Annotated in this window: 23 protein-coding genes and 1 other annotated feature; of the genes, 19 read left to right on the forward strand and 4 right to left on the reverse strand. The window is 32.8% G+C overall.

Annotated features, from left to right (window positions below):
* Positions 1-26: 26 nt before the first annotated feature.
* Entirely contained in the window at positions 27-1,514 is a 1,488-nt protein-coding gene (locus HMPREF2801_RS04330) for a helicase HerA-like domain-containing protein (protein WP_070610720.1), read from the reverse strand.
* 119 nt (positions 1,515-1,633) lie between these two features.
* Here HMPREF2801_RS04330 and HMPREF2801_RS04335 point away from each other — a divergent pair, with 119 nt between their 5' ends.
* Positions 1,634-2,380, forward strand: a complete 747-nt coding sequence (locus HMPREF2801_RS04335) for an AAA family ATPase (protein ID WP_070610721.1) — start codon at positions 1,634-1,636, stop codon at positions 2,378-2,380.
* A 314-nt stretch (positions 2,381-2,694) separates the two neighbouring features.
* Positions 2,695-4,662 carry a stalk domain-containing protein gene (locus HMPREF2801_RS09300; protein WP_070610723.1) on the forward strand — a complete coding sequence of 656 codons (1,968 nt, stop codon included), beginning with the start codon at positions 2,695-2,697 and terminating at the stop codon, positions 4,660-4,662.
* Positions 4,663-4,750: 88 nt separating this feature from the next.
* On the opposite strand, the gene HMPREF2801_RS04345 is transcribed toward HMPREF2801_RS09300, so the two are convergent.
* Positions 4,751-6,031 (reverse strand): O-acetylhomoserine aminocarboxypropyltransferase/cysteine synthase family protein, encoded by a 1,281-nt coding sequence (locus tag HMPREF2801_RS04345; protein ID WP_070610725.1) that lies wholly within the window; start codon positions 6,029-6,031, stop codon positions 4,751-4,753.
* A 102-nt stretch (positions 6,032-6,133) separates the two neighbouring features.
* Positions 6,134-6,375, reverse strand: a binding site (T-box leader).
* 174 nt (positions 6,376-6,549) lie between these two features.
* On the opposite strand from HMPREF2801_RS04345, the gene HMPREF2801_RS04350 reads away from it, so the two are divergent.
* Genes HMPREF2801_RS04350 through HMPREF2801_RS04390 form a run of 9 tightly spaced genes read left to right on the forward strand, consistent with a single transcriptional unit; the run spans position 6,550 to position 14,771 of the window.
* A complete protein-coding gene (locus tag HMPREF2801_RS04350; protein WP_070610726.1) occupies positions 6,550-7,275 on the forward strand; it encodes a YebC/PmpR family DNA-binding transcriptional regulator in 726 nt (241 codons plus the stop codon).
* Positions 7,275-7,934, forward strand: coding sequence for a deoxyribose-phosphate aldolase (gene deoC, locus HMPREF2801_RS04355; RefSeq protein ID WP_070610727.1), 660 nt, complete (start codon positions 7,275-7,277; stop codon positions 7,932-7,934). The genes HMPREF2801_RS04350 and deoC overlap by 1 nt, the downstream gene beginning before the upstream one ends.
* Positions 7,931-8,689, forward strand: coding sequence for a prolipoprotein diacylglyceryl transferase (gene lgt, locus HMPREF2801_RS04360; RefSeq protein WP_070610728.1), 759 nt, complete (start codon positions 7,931-7,933; stop codon positions 8,687-8,689). Before deoC ends, lgt begins: the two co-directional genes overlap by 4 nt.
* Before the next feature lie 39 nt (positions 8,690-8,728).
* Entirely contained in the window at positions 8,729-9,340 is a 612-nt protein-coding gene (locus tag HMPREF2801_RS04365) for an epoxyqueuosine reductase QueH (protein ID WP_070610729.1), read from the forward strand.
* Entirely contained in the window at positions 9,337-10,512 is a 1,176-nt protein-coding gene (locus HMPREF2801_RS04370; RefSeq protein ID WP_070610730.1) for a CapA family protein, read from the forward strand. Before HMPREF2801_RS04365 ends, HMPREF2801_RS04370 begins: the two co-directional genes overlap by 4 nt.
* Complete coding sequence (locus HMPREF2801_RS04375) at positions 10,509-11,198, forward strand: tRNA1(Val) (adenine(37)-N6)-methyltransferase (RefSeq protein WP_070610731.1); 690 nt, start codon at positions 10,509-10,511, stop codon at positions 11,196-11,198. The genes HMPREF2801_RS04370 and HMPREF2801_RS04375 overlap by 4 nt, the downstream gene beginning before the upstream one ends.
* A complete protein-coding gene (gene rsmI, locus HMPREF2801_RS04380) occupies positions 11,195-11,989 on the forward strand; it encodes a 16S rRNA (cytidine(1402)-2'-O)-methyltransferase (RefSeq protein WP_070610732.1) in 795 nt (264 codons plus the stop codon). The genes HMPREF2801_RS04375 and rsmI overlap by 4 nt, the downstream gene beginning before the upstream one ends.
* Positions 11,986-12,930, forward strand: a complete 945-nt coding sequence (locus HMPREF2801_RS04385) for a DNA double-strand break repair nuclease NurA (RefSeq protein WP_070610734.1) — start codon at positions 11,986-11,988, stop codon at positions 12,928-12,930. The genes rsmI and HMPREF2801_RS04385 overlap by 4 nt, the downstream gene beginning before the upstream one ends.
* Positions 12,931-12,938: 8 nt before the next feature.
* Positions 12,939-14,771: an ATP-binding protein gene (locus HMPREF2801_RS04390; RefSeq protein ID WP_070610736.1), complete on the forward strand. Its 1,833-nt coding sequence runs from the start codon at positions 12,939-12,941 to the stop codon at positions 14,769-14,771.
* A 37-nt stretch (positions 14,772-14,808) separates the two neighbouring features.
* On the opposite strand, the gene HMPREF2801_RS04395 is transcribed toward HMPREF2801_RS04390, so the two are convergent.
* Both HMPREF2801_RS04395 and HMPREF2801_RS04400 read right to left on the reverse strand, forming a co-directional pair.
* Complete coding sequence (locus HMPREF2801_RS04395; protein ID WP_070610738.1) at positions 14,809-15,105, reverse strand: GIY-YIG nuclease family protein; 297 nt, start codon at positions 15,103-15,105, stop codon at positions 14,809-14,811.
* 50 nt (positions 15,106-15,155) lie between these two features.
* Positions 15,156-15,716 carry a RecX family transcriptional regulator gene (locus HMPREF2801_RS04400; RefSeq protein WP_246829974.1) on the reverse strand — a complete coding sequence of 187 codons (561 nt, stop codon included), beginning with the start codon at positions 15,714-15,716 and terminating at the stop codon, positions 15,156-15,158.
* Between the two features lie 125 nt (positions 15,717-15,841).
* On the opposite strand from HMPREF2801_RS04400, the gene HMPREF2801_RS04405 reads away from it, so the two are divergent.
* Genes HMPREF2801_RS04405 through rho form a run of 8 tightly spaced genes read left to right on the forward strand, consistent with a single transcriptional unit; the run spans position 15,842 to position 23,220 of the window.
* Complete coding sequence (locus HMPREF2801_RS04405; protein WP_019124391.1) at positions 15,842-16,282, forward strand: FHA domain-containing protein; 441 nt, start codon at positions 15,842-15,844, stop codon at positions 16,280-16,282.
* Between the two features lie 4 nt (positions 16,283-16,286).
* A complete protein-coding gene (locus tag HMPREF2801_RS04410; protein WP_019124392.1) occupies positions 16,287-17,552 on the forward strand; it encodes an FtsW/RodA/SpoVE family cell cycle protein in 1,266 nt (421 codons plus the stop codon).
* Positions 17,545-18,987 carry a peptidoglycan D,D-transpeptidase FtsI family protein gene (locus HMPREF2801_RS04415; RefSeq protein ID WP_070610740.1) on the forward strand — a complete coding sequence of 481 codons (1,443 nt, stop codon included), beginning with the start codon at positions 17,545-17,547 and terminating at the stop codon, positions 18,985-18,987. Before HMPREF2801_RS04410 ends, HMPREF2801_RS04415 begins: the two co-directional genes overlap by 8 nt.
* Before the next feature lie 4 nt (positions 18,988-18,991).
* A complete protein-coding gene (gene ispD, locus HMPREF2801_RS04420; protein WP_070610815.1) occupies positions 18,992-19,693 on the forward strand; it encodes a 2-C-methyl-D-erythritol 4-phosphate cytidylyltransferase in 702 nt (233 codons plus the stop codon).
* Entirely contained in the window at positions 19,690-20,166 is a 477-nt protein-coding gene (ispF, locus tag HMPREF2801_RS04425) for a 2-C-methyl-D-erythritol 2,4-cyclodiphosphate synthase (RefSeq protein ID WP_070610742.1), read from the forward strand. The genes ispD and ispF overlap by 4 nt, the downstream gene beginning before the upstream one ends.
* A 5-nt stretch (positions 20,167-20,171) precedes the next feature.
* A complete protein-coding gene (fsa, locus tag HMPREF2801_RS04430; protein WP_070610744.1) occupies positions 20,172-20,825 on the forward strand; it encodes a fructose-6-phosphate aldolase in 654 nt (217 codons plus the stop codon).
* Between the two features lies 1 nt (position 20,826).
* Complete coding sequence (gene glpX, locus HMPREF2801_RS04435) at positions 20,827-21,792, forward strand: class II fructose-bisphosphatase (protein WP_070610746.1); 966 nt, start codon at positions 20,827-20,829, stop codon at positions 21,790-21,792.
* 6 nt (positions 21,793-21,798) lie between these two features.
* Positions 21,799-23,220: a transcription termination factor Rho gene (gene rho / locus HMPREF2801_RS04440; RefSeq protein ID WP_070610748.1), complete on the forward strand. Its 1,422-nt coding sequence runs from the start codon at positions 21,799-21,801 to the stop codon at positions 23,218-23,220.
* Positions 23,221-23,259 lie beyond the last annotated feature (39 nt).

A 23,259-nucleotide genomic window follows, 5' to 3' on the forward strand; every position in this document is an offset into this window, starting at 1 on the left:
GCCAGTCTTTTTTGATTTAAAATAAATTATCTTCTTTTTTTAATTGAGCCAAGCAGACCTCTTGCGATTTCTCTGCCTATACTTCGTGTAATTGTTCCTAGCATGGAGTCTATGCCCTTGTCAATGTAAGATTTTTGCTTGCGAGAAGATTTTCTTTCTTTTTCCAATTCCTTTTCGCGTCTTTCAATTTCTTTAAGCCTTTCTTCTTCTAGCTTATCTCTTTCTTCTTGGATCTTTTCATTTTCAATTCTCTTAAGCAAAACTTCATAGGCAGATTCTCTGTCAATTGGGTCCTTATATTTTAAATAAAGGTTTGAAGCTTCAACTAAATTTCTGTATTCAGTATCATTTAATGTGACAAAGGAAGAGTGTGGTGGAAGAATAAGAGCCCTATCAGCAACAGTTGGCGCGCCGCTTTCATCGGCAAAGGAAACTATAGCTTCGCCAGTCCTAAGATTTATAATTTCTTCCTTTAAATTCATTGAGTCGTCTTGCCTAAAGCTATCTGCAACAGCGTTAATTGCCTTTAATTCCTTTGGAGAGTAGGCTCTAAGTTGATGGACAATTCTGTTGGAAAGCTGTGAAGAAACTTCTTCCGGTACATCAAGTGGATTTTGTGTAATGAAGAAGACTCCAACGCCCTTACTTCTCACAAGTCTAACAACTTGAATTATTTTATCCTTTAAAACACTTGGGGTATTGTTAAAAAGTAGGTGGGCTTCGTCAAAGAAAAACACAAGCTTAGGTTTATCTAAGTCGCCAACTTCTGGGAAATTTTCATATATTTCTGATAGGAGATAAAGAAGTAGCATTGAATATAAAAGTGGATTTGAAATTAATTTATTGGCATTTAAAATATTTACAAGACCCTTGCCAGATGCATCAGTTCTCACTAAATCATTTATATCAATGGCAGGTTCGCCAAAAAATAAATCGCCACCAGCATCTTCGACAAACAATAGTTTTCTAGAAATTGCAGAAAGACTTTGGCTTGCCACATTGCCATAATTTTTGCTGATTTCATCTCTATTGTCATTTACAAAATTTATAACTTGCTTTAAGTCCTTTAAGTCAATTAATAAAAGACCTTCACTGTCAGCAACTTTAAAAATAATATTTAAAACTCCCATCTGTGTGTCGTTTAAGTCCAAAATATTTGAGAGCATAAGAGGACCCATTTCAGAAACTGTAACTCTTAGGGGAATGCCCTTTTCACCATAAATATCCCACATAGATACAGGATAATTTTTAAATTCAAAATTTGAGATGCCTAACTCATATAGTCTATCTTGTAACTTGTCATTCATCTCGCCAGACATGGAAATATTGGCTAGGTCGCCCTTGACATCGGCAAGAATTGTTGGCACTCCAGCATCAGATAGACCTTCAGTTAGGACCTTTAGGGTGACAGTTTTTCCAGTACCAGTGGCACCACTTATTAATCCATGTCGATTTACTTTATTTAAAAGAATACAATTTTCAGATTTTCCCTTTCCAATTAAAATTTTGTCCATGAGAACCCCCTTTATTATTAAAGTTATAAACTATCTTTATTATAGCAAAGATTACAAAAGTTCACATAAAATAAATTTTAAAGAATGATATAATTAATTAAAAGATTGAGGAGGATCTTATGGAATATGTAAAAAAAATTTATGGAGTAAATATAGAAGATCTACCAGGAGATTCATATCTTAGAGAAATTCCCTTTCTAAAAAATTTTAAGGGCATGGATATAGATAGTCCTGTAACCTTTTTTGTAGGAGAAAATGGAACAGGCAAGTCCACACTTCTTGAAGCCTTGGCAGTAAGACTTGGCTTTAACGCAGAAGGCGGTTCAAAAAATTTTAATTTTGCAACAAAAAAGACTCACTCTATTCTTGGAGAGATTCTAGAAATTGGAAGAGGACCAGGCAAGGAGAGGGATGGATTTTTCCTCAGAGCAGAATCCTTTTACAATCTTGCATCAGAAGTTGATAACTTAGCAGAAGGTGGAGCCTCGGATTATTATGATTTTTATGATTCTTATGGAGGCAAGTCTCTTCATTTTCAATCTCATGGTGAGAGTTTTCGGTCTCTTATCTTAAATAGATTTAGGGGCAAGGGTATTTATCTACTAGACGAACCAGAAGCAGCCCTTTCGCCAACATCAATAATGTCTATCTTGTGCATAATCCATGAGCTAGAAAAAGATGATTCACAATTTTTTATAGCAACCCACTCGCCAATCCTTTTGGCTTATCCTCATGCGAAAATTTTTGAATTTTCTGAAAATGGCATAGAGGAGAAGACCTATAAAGAGACAGAATCCTATAGCATTACAAAAACTTTTTTAGATGACCCAGAAAAGATGATAGACTTATTGTTTAATGAAGAATAAAATTAATATTTATTTAGAGAAGGCTTAGGCTTTCTCTTTTTTATTGAGGAATATAGAAATTTTTTTACAAAGTCAAAGAAATGCTTATTTTTTGTTTATGAAAAATATTTTTTATTTACCCTAAAGTAAGCTTGTGGTAATATTTCTGTGGTATCTTTACACTTAGTTAAATATTTTTAAATATTATTTGTTTTAGTAACTTGAGATAAAGTAGTAGGCAATTTATTTTAATTTTTTATTTCATTTAATATTTCTTATGAGATTTTCTCATTAAAAATTTTTGTAAGATACTAACTTAAAATATGGAGGAAAATATGAAAAAAGTTGTAGCGACTACTATGGCGACTTTATTATTTGGGCTTTCATTTCCGGTTAAGACCTTTGCTTTACCAAATAATACAGAAGAATTAGAGTCCAAAATTGTTAAAGATTTTAATGTAAAAAAATACAGTGGAAAAATAATTGACAGAGATCCAAATTTAAACTTGTCTGAAGAAAAGCAGGGACAACTTCCTAATCAAGGTCAAAGCCTTGCAGAAAGAATTGGAAAAAATAATTTAATCCCAGTTGATATTTCTCTTTGGCAAGGGGATCCAATTAATTGGAAGGATGGAGTTGAGTTAGATACATCTGAAAATGATCCTGAGCTTAGAAGAGCCTTTGATGAGGCGAATTTTGAAGGAGATGGAAGAGATTCTGGTTTACAAGCACCAAGTGGAAGCCAAGGAAAAATTGTTGTAACTTTTAAAGACAAATCTTTTATTGAAGTTAAAGATCAAAAGATTTATGTCTTTCCACATGTAACTGCTTCTTCTTATGCAAATGTACCAAAGAATGCAGTAACAACAACTTTCTTCTTAGGAGAAGAGAGTAAAGTTAAAAGTGGTTTAAATGAACAGGTGGGAAATGCAGAACATCCTATTCCTTTCCAAACATTTAAGATAAAACCAGGTACAAATATTTATGACTTCCAGCTGCCAACTAATAAGAATATTTTTGATAATATTTCTGCCATGCCAGCTGATGATTCTTATTCTGATCTTAAATGGGAACCAGAAAACTATATTGTTAGTGAAAACAATAAGTCCTTTACTGCAAGGGCAATTAAGTCCTATAAAGTAAAATTTGAATTTAAGGCTTACGATTCCGACAAGGGTCATGAGGAGATTAATTCTTTACCACAAGAATTAATGGATAAAATGCCAAAGGACCTTAAAGTAAAAAAAGGTGACTCCTTTGAAGCAACTAAACCTGAAAATTTTATTGAAACTATAAAAGATAAGAATGGTGAAATTACTAAGGTTTATGAGTGGACTTTTGCTGGATGGAATCCAACAAAATTTTTAAAAGTAGAAAAAGATGAAAAAATTTCTGGCACTTGGAAGAGAAAACAAGCAACATCTGCTAAACCTACAGCTGACAATGTAACTGAAGGCGACAAAGCTATTAAGGGTCAAGGTATTGCTGGTTCAATTATAAAAATAAAACTAGATAATAAAACAGTTGAGGCTAAAGTTTCTGATACTGGAAATTGGGAAGCTAAATTAGATAGGGGACTAAATAAAGACGAGAAAGTTATAATTACTCAAGTTGAAAAGGGCAAAAAAGGGTCTGAGCAAGTGGAGTTAACTGTTGCTAAAAAGGAAAATAACAAACCAAGTCCTAAGCCAGAATCAAACCCTCAGCCTAATCCACAACCAAACCCAAATCCAAAGCCAGAACAAAAACCAAGTCCTAAGCCAAGACCAAGGACAGGAAATATTTTTCCAAAGCTAAAAAATAAGGATTACAATAAAAATTCTATTGAAGTTAAAACTTATTTAGCTAAAAGCAAAATTAATGATAATAAAAATAAGAGCCTAAGACACATCATAAATGTTTTAAGTGGAGAATACGAAATTGTGAAAGATGGAGTTTCTCAAAAGAAAAGAATGGATGTTGTTCCTGTAATAAAAAATGACAGATTAATGTTACCACTTAGAAGTCTTGCTGAAATGATTGGTGCAAAAGTAGAATGGGATTCACAAACTAGGATTGCAACTTTTACGAATAATGCTTTAGTTGCAAAAATTCAAATTGATGGAAATGAAATTGTCTTGTCTAATGGAAAAGTTATAAAAATGGATTCAAAGCCACTAAATATTAATGGAAGAATTTTAGTTTCTCTTTCCAATGTAGGAAATGTTTTTGGATTGACAAATGGAAATACCAAGGACGGCATTGACCAAGATATTGAATGGGATGATGCTAATAAGACAGTTACAATTAATTTAAAAAAATAAATTTTGATAAAAAGAAAATTAAAGTGAAAAGAACTTGGCAATAAAACCAAGTTCTTTTTTAGTATTTAAAATGGTGATGATAAAAAATTTAAATAGCTTCTAGTGCTCCTTTGATATCTTCAATAATATCTTGTGCATCTTCGATGCCCACGCTCATTCTTATTAAGTCAGAGCTAATGCCAGCTTGTCTAAGCTCTTCTTCATTCATTTGTCTGTGAGTTGTGGAGGCAGGATGTAGGACGCAAGTTCTTGAGTCAGCAACATGAGTCACAACTGCTGCAAGTTTTAGTGAGTCCATAAATTTTGTAGCGGCATCTCTTCCTCCATTTACTCCAAAGGAAATTACTCCACAAGAACCATCTGGTAGATACTTTTGAGCAAGTTTATGTTGTGAATCCTTTTCTAGGGCAGAAAAACTTACCCAAGAAATTTTATCGTTATTTTCTAAGAATTTTGCAACTGCAAGGGCATTTTCATAATGTCTTGGCATTCTCAAATGTAAGGTTTCAAGTCCAAGCCCCAAATAAAAGGAATTTTGTGGAGATGGAATACTGCCAAGGTCTCTCATTAGAGTTGTAGTCATTTTTGTAATGTAAGCGCCTTTGCCAAAGCTTTCAGTATAAACTACTCCGTGATAAGTTTCATCTGGTTCAGTAAGTCCTGGGAATTTGTCCTTGTGTTTTGACCAGTCAAAGTTTCCAGAGTCAATTACAGCTCCGCCAACAGAGTTGGCAAATCCATTCATGTATTTTGTTGTTGAGTGAGTTACAATATCAGCTCCCCATTCAATTGGTCTTAAGAAAATTGGAGTAGGGAAGGTGTTGTCAACTATAAGTGGAACTCCGTGGTCGTGAGCAGCTTTAGCAAAAGTTTCAATATCTAAAACTTTAAGTGATGGATTGGAAAGAGTTTCTCCAAAGACTACCTTTGTATTTTTTTTAAATTCCTTATTTAAATCTTCAAGTGAAATTGCTGGATCCACAAAAGTTGACTCAATTCCAAGGTCCTTCATTGTGTGGGCAATTAAATTGTATGTTCCACCATAAATTGCTGATGATGAAATTACATGGTCGCCTGCTTTTAAAATATTTAAAAGTGCATAAAAGTTTGCAGCTTGACCAGATGATGTTAAAATTCCTGCAACCCCACCTTCAAGGGCTACAATTTTATTTGCAACGGCATCATTTGTTGGGTTTGATAGTCTTGTGTAAAAGTAACCTGATTCTTTTAAGTCAAAAAGATTACCCATTTGTTCAGATGAATCGTATTTAAAAGTTGTTGATTGAATAATTGGCAATACTCTTGGTTCACCATTTTTTGGTTCGTAACCAGCTTGTACACATAATGTTCCTAAATTTTTCTTTGTCATTTTGTCCTCCATAAATTATAAATAAATTTGTCGGCAGCTCAAAGGATTAAAAATAAATTCTGATAAGATAAAGCTTTTATAAAATAAAAAAAGCTCCCGTCCCTAAAGGACGAAAGCTGTGCTTCGTGTTACCACCTTTTTTTATTATTTTATCGCTAAAATAACCTCATAGAGTACCAACATACTCCGAACGCTATAACAGGCGTACCTGTCGCAGCCTAAACACTTGTCTCGGTGCGATAACTCCAAGGCCATGTTCCAAGGTAATCCTTTTGATTTCTTTCACCAAATGAAATCTCTCTGTGAAAAGTTTTACAATGTACTCTCCTCTTCAAAGTCTATGAATGCAATTATAAATAGAGAAATTTTTTTTGTCAAGAAAGATTTTTAGAAATTTTTAATTTTTTAAATAAATTGGTATCAATACAAATAAAATCCTTGCTATTGACGATACCTTAAGATTTGTAATATAATAAACAATATGCTAAAAATAGCGATTTATATAGAAAGGTGATTAAATGTCAGGACATTCTAAATGGAATAATATTAAAAATAAAAAAGGTAAGGAAGACGCAAAGAAGGGCAAGATTTTTACTAAACTTGCTAGACAAATAACTGTTGCTGCTAAGGAAGGTGGACTTGATCCAGATTACAATCCATCTCTTAAGGTTGCCATTGATAAAGCTAAGGCTGAAAATATGCCTAACGACAACATCGATAGGGCAATTGCAAAAGCAGGCGGCGGAGATAATGACGATAACTTTGAAGAAATTGTTTATGAAGGTTATGGCCCAGGTGGAGTTGCTGTTATGGTAAATTGTTTGACAGACAATAGAAATAGAACTGCTCCAGATGTAAGACATCTATTTGACAAGTACAATGGAAATCTTGGACAACCTGGCTGTGTTTCCTTTATGTTTGACAAGAAGGGTTCTCTTGGAGTTCTAAAGGAAGGACTTGATGAAGATGAATTTACTCTTACTGCTATTGATGCAGGAGCTGAAGATGTAATCGATAGGGGAGAAGCCTTTGAAATTGTAACTGCTCCAGAAGATTATATTGAAGTAAGGAAAGTTTTAGAAGATGCTGGACATTCTTTTATTGAATCTGAAATAACTTTCATTCCACAAACTACAACTGAGCTTACTGATGAAGATGATATTAAAAACATGGATAAGTTAATTGACGCCTTGGAAGACAATGACGATGTAACTGATGTCTATACTTCTTGGGAGAGAGATTAATGGAAATTAATAGAATTATAGACCATACACTTTTGAAGCCTGAGGCCACTGAAGAGCAAATTGAAAAACTTCTTAAAGAAGCAATAGAATATGATTTCTTTTCAGTTTGTGTAAATCCTGTTTGGGTAAAAAAATGTGCTGAAATGTTAAAGGACACTGGCGTAAAAGTCTGTACTGTTATTGGTTTTCCTTTAGGGGCAAATACTCTTGAAACTAAAGTTTTTGAAACAAAGAATGCTCTTGATAATGGAGCAGACGAAATTGACATGGTCATTAACATTGGCTACATGAAGTCAAAGAAATTCCATGAAGTTGAAAATGAAATTGCTGAACTTGCAAAAATTTGTCATGACGAGGGTGCAATATTGAAAGTAATTTTAGAAAACTGCCTTTTAACTAAGGATGAAATAAAAAAAGCCTGCCAACTTGCTGATAAAGCTGGAGCTGATTTTGTAAAAACTTCAACTGGTTTTTCAACTTCTGGAGCTGATGCAGAAGATGTTAAACTCATGAAGGAATCTGTTTCAGATAGAGTTAAAGTAAAGGCAAGTGGTGGAATTAGAGACTATAAAAAAGCAATGGAAATGGTAAATAATGGAGCAGACAGACTTGGAGTCTCAGCTGGTCTTGCAATTTATAAGGAGAGCAAATCATTATGAGAATAAATCCCGTTGCCTTTACAATTTTTGGAATAGAAGTAAAGTGGTACGGAATTTTAATAGCCCTTGGAGTCTTTTTAGCTATTTTTATCACAGAAAAAATGGCAGAGAAGAAAAATTATAGTAGGGGTCTTTATAAAGATATTTCCACAGATGTTTCTCTCTTTGCAGTTTTAATTGGAGTTCTTGGTGCAAGGCTTTATTATGTAATTTTTGAGTGGGAATATTATAGTCAGCACTTAGACGAAATTCTTGCCATAAGAAATGGTGGACTTGCTATTTATGGCGGCATCATAGCTGGAGGACTAACTATTTACTTTTTCTGTAGGCATAAAAAAGTAAATTTTTGGACTCTCCTTGACTGTGTTGCACCAGGTCTTGCCCTTGCACAAGCAATTGGCAGGTGGGGAAATTATATCAACGGAGAAGCTCACGGTGGCGTAACAAATGTCCCTTGGGCTATTTTAGTTGATGGACAGAGGGTTCATCCAACATTTTTTTACGAATCAATTGTAAATTTTTCTATATTTTTGTTTTTGTATTTTTATCTTTCAAAAAAGCAAAAATTTGATGGTCAGCTTATTTCTTTTTACATGATAGTGTATGGAATTGCAAGATTTTTCATTGAAGGAATGAGAACTGATTCCCTTTATATTGGTGCTTTTAGGGTATCTCAACTTGTGAGCATTGGCATTATAATTTTTGGGATTGCAATTAGACTTATAGCTAAGAGGGAACAAAAGAATATAAAATAATTGAGACTAGGTAACTAGTCTAATTTTTTAGGTGATATTTTGAATAAAATTAATTACAATTTGGAAATGGAAAAAGTAATAAAAAAAATTAATAAGGAAGATAAGCCTAGCCTTCTTTTGCACTCTTGCTGTGGTCCCTGCTCTTCTGCTGTCTTGGAGAGAATAAGTGATTATTTTGACATTGATATCTTTTATTACAATCCCAACATCGACAGCGCTCATGAGTTTTACAGAAGGTCTGATGAGCAAATTAAGCTTGTAGAAGACTTGGGACTTGATGATAAAATTGATGTGAAAGTTATAAAATACAAGCACCAAGAATTTTTATCTTACATCAAGGGCTTTGAAAAATATGAAGAGGGCGGAGCCAGATGCTTTAGATGTTATAGGCAAAGACTTGAGGAAACGGCAAAATATGCGGCAGAAAATAATTACGACTATTTTGCAACAACTCTTTCCATTTCACCCCACAAGGATTCACAAATTTTAAATCGATTAGGTAAATTTCTTTCAGAAAAATATAAGGTTAACTATTTATTTTCAGATTTTAAAAAGAAAAATGGTTTTAAGAGGTCAGTTGAGCTAACTGATAAATTTAATATGTATAGACAAGATTATTGTGGTTGCGAATTTAGCAGAGGTGAAGATTGAAAAACATAAAAAATATTTTCATTATTTCTGTTATTTTTATTTTGACATTTGGACTTTACATATCCTATACTATGAATTTTGATTTTAGCAATAGTGAAAATAAAATAGGGGAAGCTAAAAATTTAAAAACTGAAGAAACAAAAAAGGAAGACAAGTCAGAAGTAAAAATCCTTGCCATGGGGGATATGATTTTTCATCAACCTATAGTAAAAAATTATAGGAGCAATGATACTTACGACTTCACGCCAATTTTTGCAAATATTTCTGCTGACATCAATGAAGCAGACCTTGCCCTAGCAAACTTTGAGGGCTCAGTTAATTCAAATAGAAAATTATCAGGATTTCCACTTTTTAATTTTCCTAAGGAAACAATTTATTCTCTAAAAATTGCTGGCTTTGATGCACTTTCGACTGCAAACAATCACGCCCTTGACACAGGACTTGATGGCATAGGGGAAACTATCTCCCACATAAGGGAAAGTGGCATGAAAAATTTTGGCACTCTTACAGAAGATGGCGACAAGGGAATAATTATTGAAAAAAATGGAATAAAAATTGGACTTATTTCCTTTACAGACACTTTAAATGGCATGGATTCCTTGATGAGAGGTAAGGAGTATTCTGTTAATACCTTTGCTCAAGATGTGAAGTCTGACATTCAAAATTTAAAGGACAATTCTGACATTGTAATTGTCTATCCACATTGGGGAAATGAGTATCAATTAGTGCCAAATGAAAGGCAGATTTTTTTAAAGGAAATGCTGCAAGAATCTGGTGCAGATATTATTTTGGGTTCTCATCCTCATGTTCTTCAGAGATATGAAGTTGAAGATAAAAATAATAAAAAATATTTTACAATTTATTCCATGGGCAATGCTCTTTCAAACCAAAGAGTTGAATATATAAAAAAATCTGGCGTAGATACTGGTGCTTTAATTAAATTAGTCATAGAAAAGGACAATGTAAGCGGCGAAACGAAATTAAAATCCTATGGTGTTTATCCAACCTATGTCAACAGGTATCATGCTAATGGAAAATTAAATTATGATTTAGTAAAGTTAGAGGACCTAATGCCAGGTGGTAGGCTTGATGATGTAACTACAAAGGAATTGAAGGCTAAAGCAGATAAAAAATATAAGGAAGCTTTAAAGGTTTTAAAGGGTGAAATATGAAAAGGGACCAGGTTCCAGGTACAAATTATATAATTTTTCAGGATGAAGATGAGTTTAAATACACAAGCGATGCTTTGATCTTGTCTTCCCTTGTCAAAGGTGGCCAAAGAGCTATAGACCTTGGCTGCGGAAATGGAATTTTATCTCTAAGAATTTGCCCTAGGTTCGGTGAAGTTCACGCAGTAGATAAAAATAAAAATGTCTTGGAAGCTTTTAAAAAATCTATTTTTTTAAATAAATTAGAAGACAAAATAAATTTATTTGAAGAAGATATTTTTAACTTAAAAAATCATTATGCTACAAATTATTTTGATGCAGTGGTTTTTAATCCGCCTTATTATGATTATGAAAATATGAAGTTTGAAACAAGCCAAGCCAAGCATTTTTTTGACATAGAAGGTAGCATTAACATAATTAATTATCTTCTCAAAAATTCTGGAAGTCTTTATATAATTTATCCGACTTACAGACTTGCAGAACTTATTTATAAGATAAATATGATCGGGTTAAAGGTTAAGAATATTATAAATATTCATGGTAATACTAATAAAAAATCAAAGACATCAATAATTATTGCTAAAAAGCAGGCAAACTTTGGCAATGATTTTAGAGATTTTTACATAAGAGATGGTTTAGAATATACAGATGAGATGAAAAGAGTTTATAGAAACGAGGTGATACTGTGATTTATTTTTGCCCAACACCTATAGGGAATTTAGGCGACATAACCCTAAGGACAATTGAAATTTTAAAGTCAGTTGACATTATTTTTGCTGAGGACACAAGAGTTACAGTAAAACTTTTAAATCACTACGACATAAAGGCAGAACTTAGAACTTATCATAAGTTTAACGAATCTGAAATGTCTGAAAAAATTATTGAAAACATAAAAGACAAGGACCTTGCCCTAGTAACTGACGCAGGCATGCCTGGCATATCTGACCCTGGTGCTGTTCTTGTAAAAAAATTAATCGAAGAAGACATTGATTTTAGAGTTTTGCCTGGTGCCAATGCAGCTTTAACAGCTCTGGTTTTATCTGGGCTTGATACAGAACACTTCCTTTTTTATGGATTTACAGCAAATAAATCATCTGCAAGGAAGAAAGAATTTGAAGCCTTAAAGGACTTAAAGTTTACTTTAATATTTTACGAGGCTCCTCATAGGATCAAGGACTTTTTAAAGGATGTCTACGAAATTTTTGGCGAGAGAAAAATTTCCATATCAAGAGAAATCACTAAGGTTTTTGAGGAGACTATTAGGTCTACTACATCAGGAATACTTGAAAAAGATATAACAGAAAAGGGCGAATTTGTAATTTGCTTAGAGGGAAAGACTGAAGAAGAGACCTATGACATAAGAGAACTTTTGCAAGAAGAATTAAAAAAAGGAATGAAAAAATCCCAAGCTGTTAAGGAAGTTTCAAGAAAATATAATATTCCAAAGAATGATGTTTACAAGGAGAGTTTGGATTTATGATAAATTTAAATGAACTTGAAGGACAAATAAAAGATGTAAATGCAAATTTAAGGGACAAGTATGACTTTGTATTTAAATTAAATAATGAAGACTTTAGGAATCAAATTAATAGTCAAGTTGGAAAAATTATAAAAATGGAGAAATTTCACAAGGAAGAAATTTCAAAATACAAGAGGACAGTTGGCGTTGATGGGTCCAACAACAGGTCTGGCGGAGCCTTTCCTCACTTTATAGAAATTTTTCAAGGCCTTGCCAAATCAACAGATGGAAATGAAGTGTATAAGACCAAGGTCTACACGCCCACATTAAATTCACTCTTTGATGAGCAAAATCTTTCACAAAAACTTTTGGCGACTATTGAAATTGAAACTGCATTAGAATACATTGACAAATACGATTTTGATTATTTAATGATGGACGGCGGGTTTATAAGATATAAAATCAACTGCCTTGATTTATTTAAAGAGCTTCGTGATAAATGTGAGAGGAAAAATATAATTCTCTTTGGTCTTATAAAGGACATAAAGACAAATGTAATATCAAGAAGTCTTGAGATAGACGAAAGTATTTACGATAGAGAAATTTTATTTAATAGGTTAAAAACTGGGGAAGCAATTTTAATTAAAAATGAAATAAATAAAAAATTCATCAAGGATGGAATGGGCGAGGGATTTTCATCTGCCTTTATGAGGACTTCAAAGTTTCCAGGAGCTGTTGGAGTTGATATTTTAGATACGCAAGAGAATTACCTTGAAGAAATTTGCAATTTGATTTACACGCTTACACCCATGTCATCAAGGGGAGTGCCTCTTTGGCTTGACATAGTGGACAAGGATGTAAAAATTACAGATGATATTTTAAAAATGCTTTTAGAAGAATATTTAGACAGAGATGTTTACGAGAGATTTTTTATTTCTGAAAGAGACAAGAGAACTTTATAGGAGGAAAAATGAAGGTACTTGGAATTACTACCACAAGGGAAGTATATATTGGTTCTAAGGAAAAAAACTTTAGAAACAATGAATTTTTAATAGTTGAAGACCCAGTTCAAGGCGATATCATTGGGGAAGTTGTAGATTCAAAGACTTTTAACAGATTTATTCCTCTTGATATTGGCGGAGATTTTATTGACAGTGATGTCTTATCTTCTCTAGGCTCTATGGGTTATGATGTTGGCGATGAAACAGTTTATGTTGCAAAACTAAGATTTTTTGAGGAGTTACTTTATCCACCTCTAACTGGAAGTGACTTGAGGGCACCAGAATTTAATGAAATTAAAAATTTATTAATAGACACTAAGCCAAATAATTCATTGATTCTCGGTTCCATAAAAAACACTGACAATATTGCTGAAAACATGGATGATATTTATAAAAATCTCTTCAGCACTTTTGAAAACAATGAATACTTAAAGCAAAGGGAGCTTCCTTATTTATTTGACTACAAGTCCATGCACCAATACCCACACATAGGAGTCTTTGGAGGATCAGGTTCTGGTAAGTCCTTTGGCTTAAGAGTTGTACTAGAAGAATTAATGGAAATGGGCGTGCCTGCCATAGTAATGGACCCTCATTATGAAATGGATTTTTCTAATAATTCTGAAATTTCTGATAAAAATTATTCTGACAAGTTCAAGTGTCTTGAGATTGGTCTCCACACAGGAATTAAATTTCAAGAACTACAAAAAAGAGACTTAAAAAATCTTTTAAATGCAGCATCACCTTTAACAGATTCTATGAAAAATGTTATTGATGTAATGTTAGCCAAGGGCTCAAGCTATGAGTCCTTTAAAAATAAGCTAGACATGCTTTTGGAAGGGCAAGAAATTGGTTCAAGAGATAAAATAATTGCTGAAATTGCTGCAGAACCAGACATAAGTAAAAAGAATAGGCTAGAAGAAGTTCTTGATGTTTATGAAAGATATGACAAGACTTGTAATTCAATGAGTGTGCGTGGAGTCTTGTGGAGACTTATTAATCTTCAAAACGAGGGAATTTTCTCCCACAATATTGAAGAGCTTTTGGATTTATTAAAGAGAAGAAAATTAGTTGTCCTTCAAGGCTCAACTAGAATGATAAATGTATTTTCAACTTATCTTTTGGCGAAATTATATTATCTAAGAAAGGAATATAGGGACGAACTTTACAGAAACAATGCAAAGGTAGACTATTTCCCACCTTTTGTAATAATTACTGACGAAGTCCACAATTTTGCACCAAAGGGTTTTGACACTCCATCAAAAAGTATTTTGCGTGAAATTTCTCAAGAGGGAAGAAAGTATGGAGTATTTTTAATTCTTGCAACGCAAAGACCGACGCTTTTAGATGAAACGATTACGGCTCAGCTAAACACAAAACTAATTTTTAGAACTGTAAGGGCATCTGACATTGACACAATAAAAGAAGAAACAGACCTTTCCACAGATGAGACCAAGAGACTTCCATATTTGAGTTCAGGCGATGTATTTATTTCATCAGCAAAAAAAGGTCGCACATCCTTTGTAAGAATTAGGGCGGCAAATACAGTTTCTCCTCACACAGAAAATCCTTTTGATGAACTTGAAGGCCATGAAAATGAAGAATATGAAAAGTTTTTTATGGACATAAAGGATTTACTTCCAATAGATGCTTCAAATTTAAGTCAAGTTTTAATGAATTACAATAAAAAATCTGGAGAAAATTTATCCTATGATGACTTAAAAAATAAGTTAGATGAGTTATGCAAAAGAGACTTTATAGAAAAAGAAGATAACTTTTTAACGGAAATGTATAAAATAAAGTAAAAAATAACTGACTCTATAAAAATTTTAGAGTCAGTTTTTATTTTTCTGTATTTTTTAAAAGATATTCATCATACAAGTTTTGAAGGGATAATTTTTTTTCAATTAACTTAATTTTATCTTTGCGGCTTAAAGTTTTTATAAAATATTCTTTTTTTAGGGCGTCGGATTTATCCTTGCACTTTTCACTAAAGACCATTACAAGGGGGAGTCTTGAGGCAGTATACTTTGATGCAATGCCCTTATTGTGAGCCTTAAGTCTCTTGTCTAGGTCATTGGTGTAGCCAGTGTAGAGGCTGTCGTCTACGCACTTTAAAATATATACGAAGCTAGACATTTAAGTCTCCCCCTAAAAACTCATCGACTGCAAAATTTATAATCTCAAATTCAAAGCCGCGCCCCTGCAAATATTTTTTTGCAGAATTTATTTTTTTTTAGGTCTTTTTCCTCTGCATCTAATTTTTTACTGAGAAGGTCCTCTGCATTTAGATATTCAAGTTCATAGTCGTAATCTCTCATAATTTTTTCTATTATGTCATTTTTAATTCCCTTAGACCTTAACATATAAATAATCTTTATCTTGCCGTATTTTTTTATATTCATGGCATCATTTAAGTAACGCCTTGCATAGTCTTCGTCATTTAAATATTTTTTCTCATTTAAAATTGGGATAACTGTGTCAATAATTTCACCGCTTATTTTATTTTTATACAAGTAGTCAATGAGTTGTTTTTCAGTTTTATTTCTTTGCAAAAATCTATAGGATAAAAGAAGTGCATCAGTTTTTTCATCTTCAAATTTTAATTTATCTATAATTTCATCTTCTACTTCTTGACCCTTATAGAGTCCAAATTCTATTAGAGTTTCTTCAGAAATTTCAATTTCATCGCCGCTGTCAAAGAGAATCTGAAATTTTTTCTTTTCAAAACTTATATTTGATATAATCATTTTATCACCAAATTAATTTTAACATAAAATTTAAAAATCCCCAATTCATCTAAATCAACAAAATGTGGAAAAATAAAAGCAAAGAGTATATAATTATATAGAGTTTAAGACAAAAGAGGTGCAATATGTTTGAGTTAATCTCGCAAGTGTTGAGATATGTTTTTATAATCTTAATTTATCTTTTTATTTTTAGTATTTTAAGATTGATGTATCTTGATGTAAAAAGCATGACAAATAGGGGAGACTCTCTTGACGATGCTTATTTAAAAGTAGTTAATAGACTTGATTCCTTGGACTTTAAAATGCAGGAGTATTATGTAATTGATGGTGACTTAACTCTTGGCAGAAGTTCAAGAAATGACATAGTTATAAAAGATAAATTCGTGAGTAAAAACCATTTAAAAATTCATGATGACAGTGAGGCTTATTATATTGAGGATCTTGGGTCTGCCAATGGAACTTTTTTAAATGGTGCAAAAATTGATCCTAATGAGTTAATTGAACTTCAAAACAATGACAAAATTGGAGTTGGATTTATTCAATTTATTTTTGTAGATAAAAGGTGAAAAAGTGTTAGATAATATTTTAAAACAGCGAAAACCTAGAAATCTTCTCTTGATTTTTGAAATTCTAAGTATTTTATTGTTATTTTCTTACAACAATAACAATGTTGACAGATACATAGTTATTTTATTTTTGGGTTTGATTTTAATTGTATATATTTCAAATTTAGTTCTAGGCAAGGTATCTTCAGGAGATAATTATATATTTTTAATAGTCTCCATGCTTCTAAGTCTAGGCATTATAACTATATACAGATTGTCGCCAAAACTTGGCTTGAGGCAACTTATTTGGGTACTAGCAGGTATATTAGTTTTTTACTTAACTTATTTTATAATTAGGGCCATGAGAAGGCTTGAGTATATGACAGGCCTTTATTTAGGGCTTTCAATTTTATTTTTCTTACTAACAATTATTCTTGCTCCAGATAAATATGGTGCTAAAAACTGGATAGAAATTTCTGAAGGAATTACAATTCAGTTGTCAGAATTTACTAAGATTTTAGTTATATTTTTAATAGCTTCTTTTTATACAACATTCCAAAATAGACTTAAAAAATTAAATTATAAGTACACTTCATATTACTTGATGGGAGTAATATATATTTTTGTGGGCTTTTTATTTATTCAAAGAGACTTGGGAACTGCTGCTATATTCGTAGCTATCTACACACTCCTTCAGTATATTTATGACGAGGATAGGGTTTCGATTTTAGTCAATATTGGACTAATGATAATTGGTTCAGTTGTTGGTTACTTTTTATTCTCTCATGTTAGGAAAAGAGTGGATATATGGCTAAATCCATGGACAGCTGATAAGGTTGTGAATGATGCTAGACAAATTGTACAGTCACTATTTGGCATAAGTGAAGGTGGATTTTTTGGTCAAGGAATTGGACTTGGCTATCCTAAACAAATTACCCTTGCTCACTCTGATGTGATTTTCTCAGCAATTTGTGAAGAGATGGGAATACTTACTGGAATAGGAATAATCATGCTCTACATGCTTTTAGTTTATAGGGCTATTAAGATTGCATTAAATCAAGAATATTTATTTTACAGAATTCTTGCCCTAGCTGTTGCAATCTTATTTACAGTGCAAGCTTTCCTAAATATTGGTGGAGTAATAAAATTAATACCAATGACTGGGCTCACACTTCCTTTTATATCCTATGGAGGAAGCTCAATGATCTCTAGTTTTATTTTACTGGGAATACTTCAGGTTACCAGTGAAGATTTATCATACAAATACGATAGGGGAATAGACAATGAATAGTAAAGACAATAAGAGAATTTTAGTTTTACTTGTTTTTTTAATAATGCTATTAGTTGCTCCAATAATTTATTTAACTTATTTCACAGTTTTTAAGGCGGGAGATATTATAAATCACCCAGCCAATAGAAGAAGTGAACTTAGAGAAAATTCTGTCAAGAGGGGAACTATTTACGATAGAAATCACGAGGTCCTTGCCTATTCCAATGGAGAAAAATATAATTATCACAGAATTTATAATCAACCAGTTATTTATTCTCATATCATTGGTTATTCTGACAAAATTGTAGACAAGTATGGGCTAGAAAAAGAGTTAAATAGTTATCTTGTTGGAAAAGAAGGCTCTAAAATTCTAAAGACCTTTAAATCAATAATAAATAAAAAATACGATCCCTATACTGGAGACGATGTAACTTTAACTACAGACACTGACCTTCAAGAAAAGACTAGGTCTGTCTTATCATCAAATGCTGAAAAGGGTTCAGTTGTCATTATGAATCCAAAAACTGGAGAGGTTCTGTCAATGGTATCTCTGCCAGATTTTAATTCTCAAAATATAGCCAAGGATATGCAAGCTATTAATGAAGCCAACAATGGAGCTCTCTTTAATGCTTCAACAAAGGGCAAGTTTGCTCCTGGTTCAGTTTTTAAAATAGTTACAACAACTGCTATACTTGAGTCTGGAATTTCTCAAAAATATACAGATGAAGGTGTGGAAAAAATTGACAATGGTCGTGAATTTAAAAATGCCGGCAATAAAACTTATGGAAGAGTTGACCTTAAAAAGGCATTTACAAATTCATTAAACACTTACTTTGTAAGAAAATCTGTAGATATGGGCATAGATGTAATGTCACAAGTTGCAGAAAAATACATGATAAATAAAAAAGTTGAATTTGAACTTCCACTAGAAACTTCGACTTGGGACTATAAGAGAAGTGGTTTTGACAAAACTGCACTTGGAGCTGCAGGGATTGGCCATGATACGCTTTTAGTTACACCTCTAGAAATGTGCATGGTGGCATCAACTATTGCCAATGATGGAGTAATGATGCAACCTCACATAGTTAAGAGAATTGATTCTTCTGATGGCAAGAATATTGTGAGAAATACACCAACAGTTTTAAGTGAAGTTACTTCTAAGGAAAATGCAGATCAAATTACAAAATATATGATAAATGTTGTCAACAATGGTACTGGTACAGAAGCCTATGTATCTGGCATGAAGGTTGCAGGTAAGACTGGTACTGCACAACTAGACTTAAAAGAAGGAACAAACAACGCCTGGTTCGTTGGCTTTGCTCCAGCAGATGATCCAAAGGTTGCAATTGCAGTTGTAATTCCAAATGTAAAGGATTTTGGGTCACAAGCTGCAGCTCCTATAGCAGGTGAACTTTTAAAATACGCTGTAAATAATTTGCAGATTGAAGAAGAGTGATGCCATGTTTAATAATAATTTTGTAACAGCCTTTGTTGCAGCAGCAGGCATGGGCAAGAGGATGAAAATGGGAATTAACAAGCAATTCCTTGCCATTGATGGAAAGCCAATTCTTGCTCATACTATTAAAAAAATTGAAAAATCTAAGTATGTTGACTTTTTGATCTTAATCGTAAAGAAAAGTGACATGCACTATGTAAATGACATAATTGATAAATACAAAATCAACATGAACTATAAAATTGTCTACGGAGGCAAGGAGAGGCAAGATTCTATAAATAACGGTCTCTTAAATATGCCTGAGGAAACTGACATAGTCCTTACTCATGACGGTGCAAGGCCCTTTGTTTCAGTAGAAAAAATTGATGAAGCCATTGAAAGTGTAATGGAAACTGGGGCAACAGTCTTGGCAAATCCTGTTAAGGACACTATAAAGGTCTCCATGGATGGAGAAATAGTTGATTACACGCCAAATAGGAATAGACTTTGGCAAGTTCAAACTCCACAAGTTTTTAAAAAAGAAATTCTTATAAAAGCCTATGAGCAAGCTTATTCAGAAGGCTATTATGGGACTGATGATTGTTCCTTAGTTGAAAAAACTGGAGTTAAGGTGAAATTAATTTACAACTCCTATGACAATATAAAAATTACTACAAGAGAAGATTTATCTATTGCAAATATACTTGTGAAGAAGGTGAAGACATGAGAATAGGAATTGGTTATGATGTCCACAAGTTGGTAGATGATAGGAAACTTTTTATTGGCGGCATAGAAATCCCCTATGAGAAAGGACTTCTTGGTCATTCAGATGCAGATGTGCTTATCCACGCAATTATGGATTCAATTTTAGGAGCCCTTGCCCTTCGTGACATTGGCTATCATTTTCCAGATACTGACAATGAATACAAGGATATTGATTCAAAAATTCTTTTAAAGAGAGTTTATGAAATAATGAAAGCAAAAAACTATAAAATTGGTAATATAGACTCAGTTATTGCTTGCCAAAAGCCAAAGCTGGCACCTTATATTGATGACATGAAAAAGGTAATTGCTGAAATTTTAAACACTGATGTAGAAAATATTTCTATAAAGGCGACAACAACTGAAAAACTTGGCTTTATTGGCAGAGGAGAGGGAATTTCCTCAGAAGCAGTATGTTTACTTGAAAGGGATGATTAAAAAAGATGAAATTTTTTATTGACACAGCAAATATCGAAGAAATACGCGAAATTAATTCTTGGGGAGTGCTTTCTGGAGTTACAACTAATCCAAGTTTAATTGCAAAGAGCGGTGGAGTTTTTGAAGATGTAATTAAAGAAATTTCAGATATTGTTGATGGAGATATTTCAGCAGAAGTTATTTCTACAGACTTAGATGGAATGATTAAAGAGGCGAGAGAACTTGCTAAAATTTCCAAAAATATTGTAATAAAAATTCCCATGATTGAAGAAGGACTTAAGGCTGTAAGTATTTTAAGTAAAGAAGGCATAAGAACCAATGTCACTTTAGTATTTTCAGTTTCACAGGCTCTTCTTGCAGCAAATGCTGGAGCTACTTTCGTAAGTCCTTTTATGGGTAGGCTAGACGATATTGGTGAATCTGGCATGGATCTTGTGGCTGATATTGCCTATATTTTTAAAGAGTATGGATATGAAACTAAAATTATTGCGGCAAGCATAAGACACATTAATCATGTAGAAGATGTTGCAAGAACTGGTGCTGATATTGCAACAATTCCATATAAAATATTTAAAGAAATGATTAAGCATCAATTGACAGATAGTGGTTTAGAAAAATTTTTAGAAGATTTTAAAAATGTAAAGACAAAGGAGAAATAAGATGGACAGAAATTTAGCATTAAACTTAGCAAGAGTAACAGAAGCAGCAGCACTTTCAGCAGGCAAATGGCTTGGAAAAGGCGACAAAAACGCAGCAGATGGGGCTGCAGTAGATGCCATGAGAAGAATGTTTGACACAGTTGACATTGACGGAACTGTTGTAATAGGCGAAGGAGAAATTGATGAAGCTCCTATGCTATACATTGGCGAAAAAATTGGCACAAAAGATGGGGAAGAAGAAGTAGACATTGCCGTTGACCCAATTGACGGAACAAATTCTATTGCCAATGGTATGGATAATTCTATTGCTGTTTTGGCAGTAGCTCCAAAGGGATGCCTTTTAAATGCTCCTGATATTTATATGGATAAAATTGCCTGCGGACCTAAGGCTAAGGGACTTATAAAGTTAGATGATAGTCCATCAGAAAATATTAAGAGAGTTGCCAAGGCCTTAAACAAAAACATTGATGATATTGTAGTTGCAGTTCTTGATAGACCTAGACATGAAGACTTAATAAATGAAATTATTTCTATTGGTGCAAGAGTTAAAAAAGTTTCTGACGGAGATGTAGTTACAGCTATTGAAACTTGTTATGAAGATTCTGGAGTGGACCTTGTTATTGGTCGTGGCGGTGCTCCTGAAGGTGTAATTGCTGCAGCAGCTCTAAAATGTTTAGGTGGAGATTTCCAAGGAAGACTTCATCCAACAGATGAAAAACAAGAACAAAGATGTAGAGACTTAGATTCAGACTTGAAAAAAGTTTATACAATTGAAGATTTAGTTAAGGGCAATGAAGTTATTTTCTCAGTAACTGGCATCACTTCAGGAGAAATTCTTGAAGGAGTAAAATATTACGGAGACAATAAGGCAAAAACTGATACTTTAGTTTTAAGACTTCCAAGTGGAACTCAAAGATTTATTAAATCAATCCATTCACTTGACTTAAAACCAGACTACGCTAAATAATTTATTATGAGTAATGACAATGAATTAAAAAATAAGTCAATTGATGATTTGAGGAGAATTTCTAAATCCTTGGGTTTAAAAGATGCAGATAATTACGATATTGATGATTTGAAGCACTATATTATAAGAGGAGAATTGCCAATAAAAGATATGCCTTTAGACAAATTAAAGGTAGCTGAGCTTAGGGAAATTGCAAAGGATTATGGAATAGAAAAATCCTACAATTTAAAAAAAGAAGACTTAATTAAAAAAATAAACTCAATAAGAGATAATGAAAAAATAGAAAAATTAGACCTTTCTGAAAATGCTCAAGAAACATTAAAAAATTTAGAAGATAAGGACTATGTTAAGGGTATTTTAGAGCTACATCAAGATGGCTATGGATTTTTGAGAAGAATTAATTATCTTCCAAGCGAAGAAGACATTTATGTATCTCCATCGCAAATAAGAAAATTTAGGCTAAGAAATGGAGATGAAATTCTTGGAATTAAATCACCTCCAAAGGATGGAGAAAATTTCAACGCCCTCCTGTTTATTAAATCAGTAAATGGTATGCACCCTTCAAAAATTTTAAATAGACCTTATTTTGACAACTTGACACCAATTTATCCTAAGAAGAAAATAAATCTTGAAACTGAGGAAGAAGATATTGCCATGAGAGTAATTGATTTACTCTCACCAGTAGGTCTAGGTCAAAGGGGACTAATAGTTTCACAGCCAAAATCAGGAAAGACAACCCTATTAAAAAAGATTTCTAAATCCTTAAATACAAATTATCCTGACTTACATTTAATCGTTCTTCTTGTAGATGAAAGGCCTGAAGAAGTTACTGACATGAAAAGATCAGTGAAGGGAGAAGTTGTCTATTCAACCTTTGATGAAAATCCTAAAAACCACACTCGAGTTGCAGAAATGGTAATTGACAGGGCAAAGAGGCTCGTGGAAAATAAAGAAGATGTTGTGATTCTTTTAGATTCTTTAACAAGACTTTCTCGAGCTTATAATTTAATTACACCAACAAGTGGAAAGACTCTTTCGGGTGGTCTTGATCCATTGTCTCTTCACAAACCAAAGAGATTTTTTGGAGCAGCAAGAAATATTGAAGAGGGTGGGAGCTTAACAATCCTTGCCACTGCTCTTGTAGATACTGGTTCAAGGATGGACGATGTAATCTTCGAAGAGTTTAAGGGAACAGGCAATATGGAGCTTCACCTCAACAGAAGTCTTTCAGAAAAAAGAATTTTCCCAGCAATTGATATTTTAAAATCAGGCACTAGGAAAGAAGAGTTCTTGTTGACTAAGGAAGAACTTGCTTTTAATTATGAATTTAGAAATAATTTAAATGAAGACAACATTGAAGATGTGACAGAAAAATTTTTAGATAAATTATCAAAGACGAAAAACAACAAAGAATTTTTAGAAAAATAATTATCTTTCTTGCTTCAAATGTTGATTTATAGCCTTATA

This window comes from Peptoniphilus sp. HMSC062D09 (assembly GCF_001811425.1).
In the GTDB taxonomy this organism is placed as follows: Bacteria; Bacillota; Clostridia; order Tissierellales; family Peptoniphilaceae; genus Peptoniphilus_A.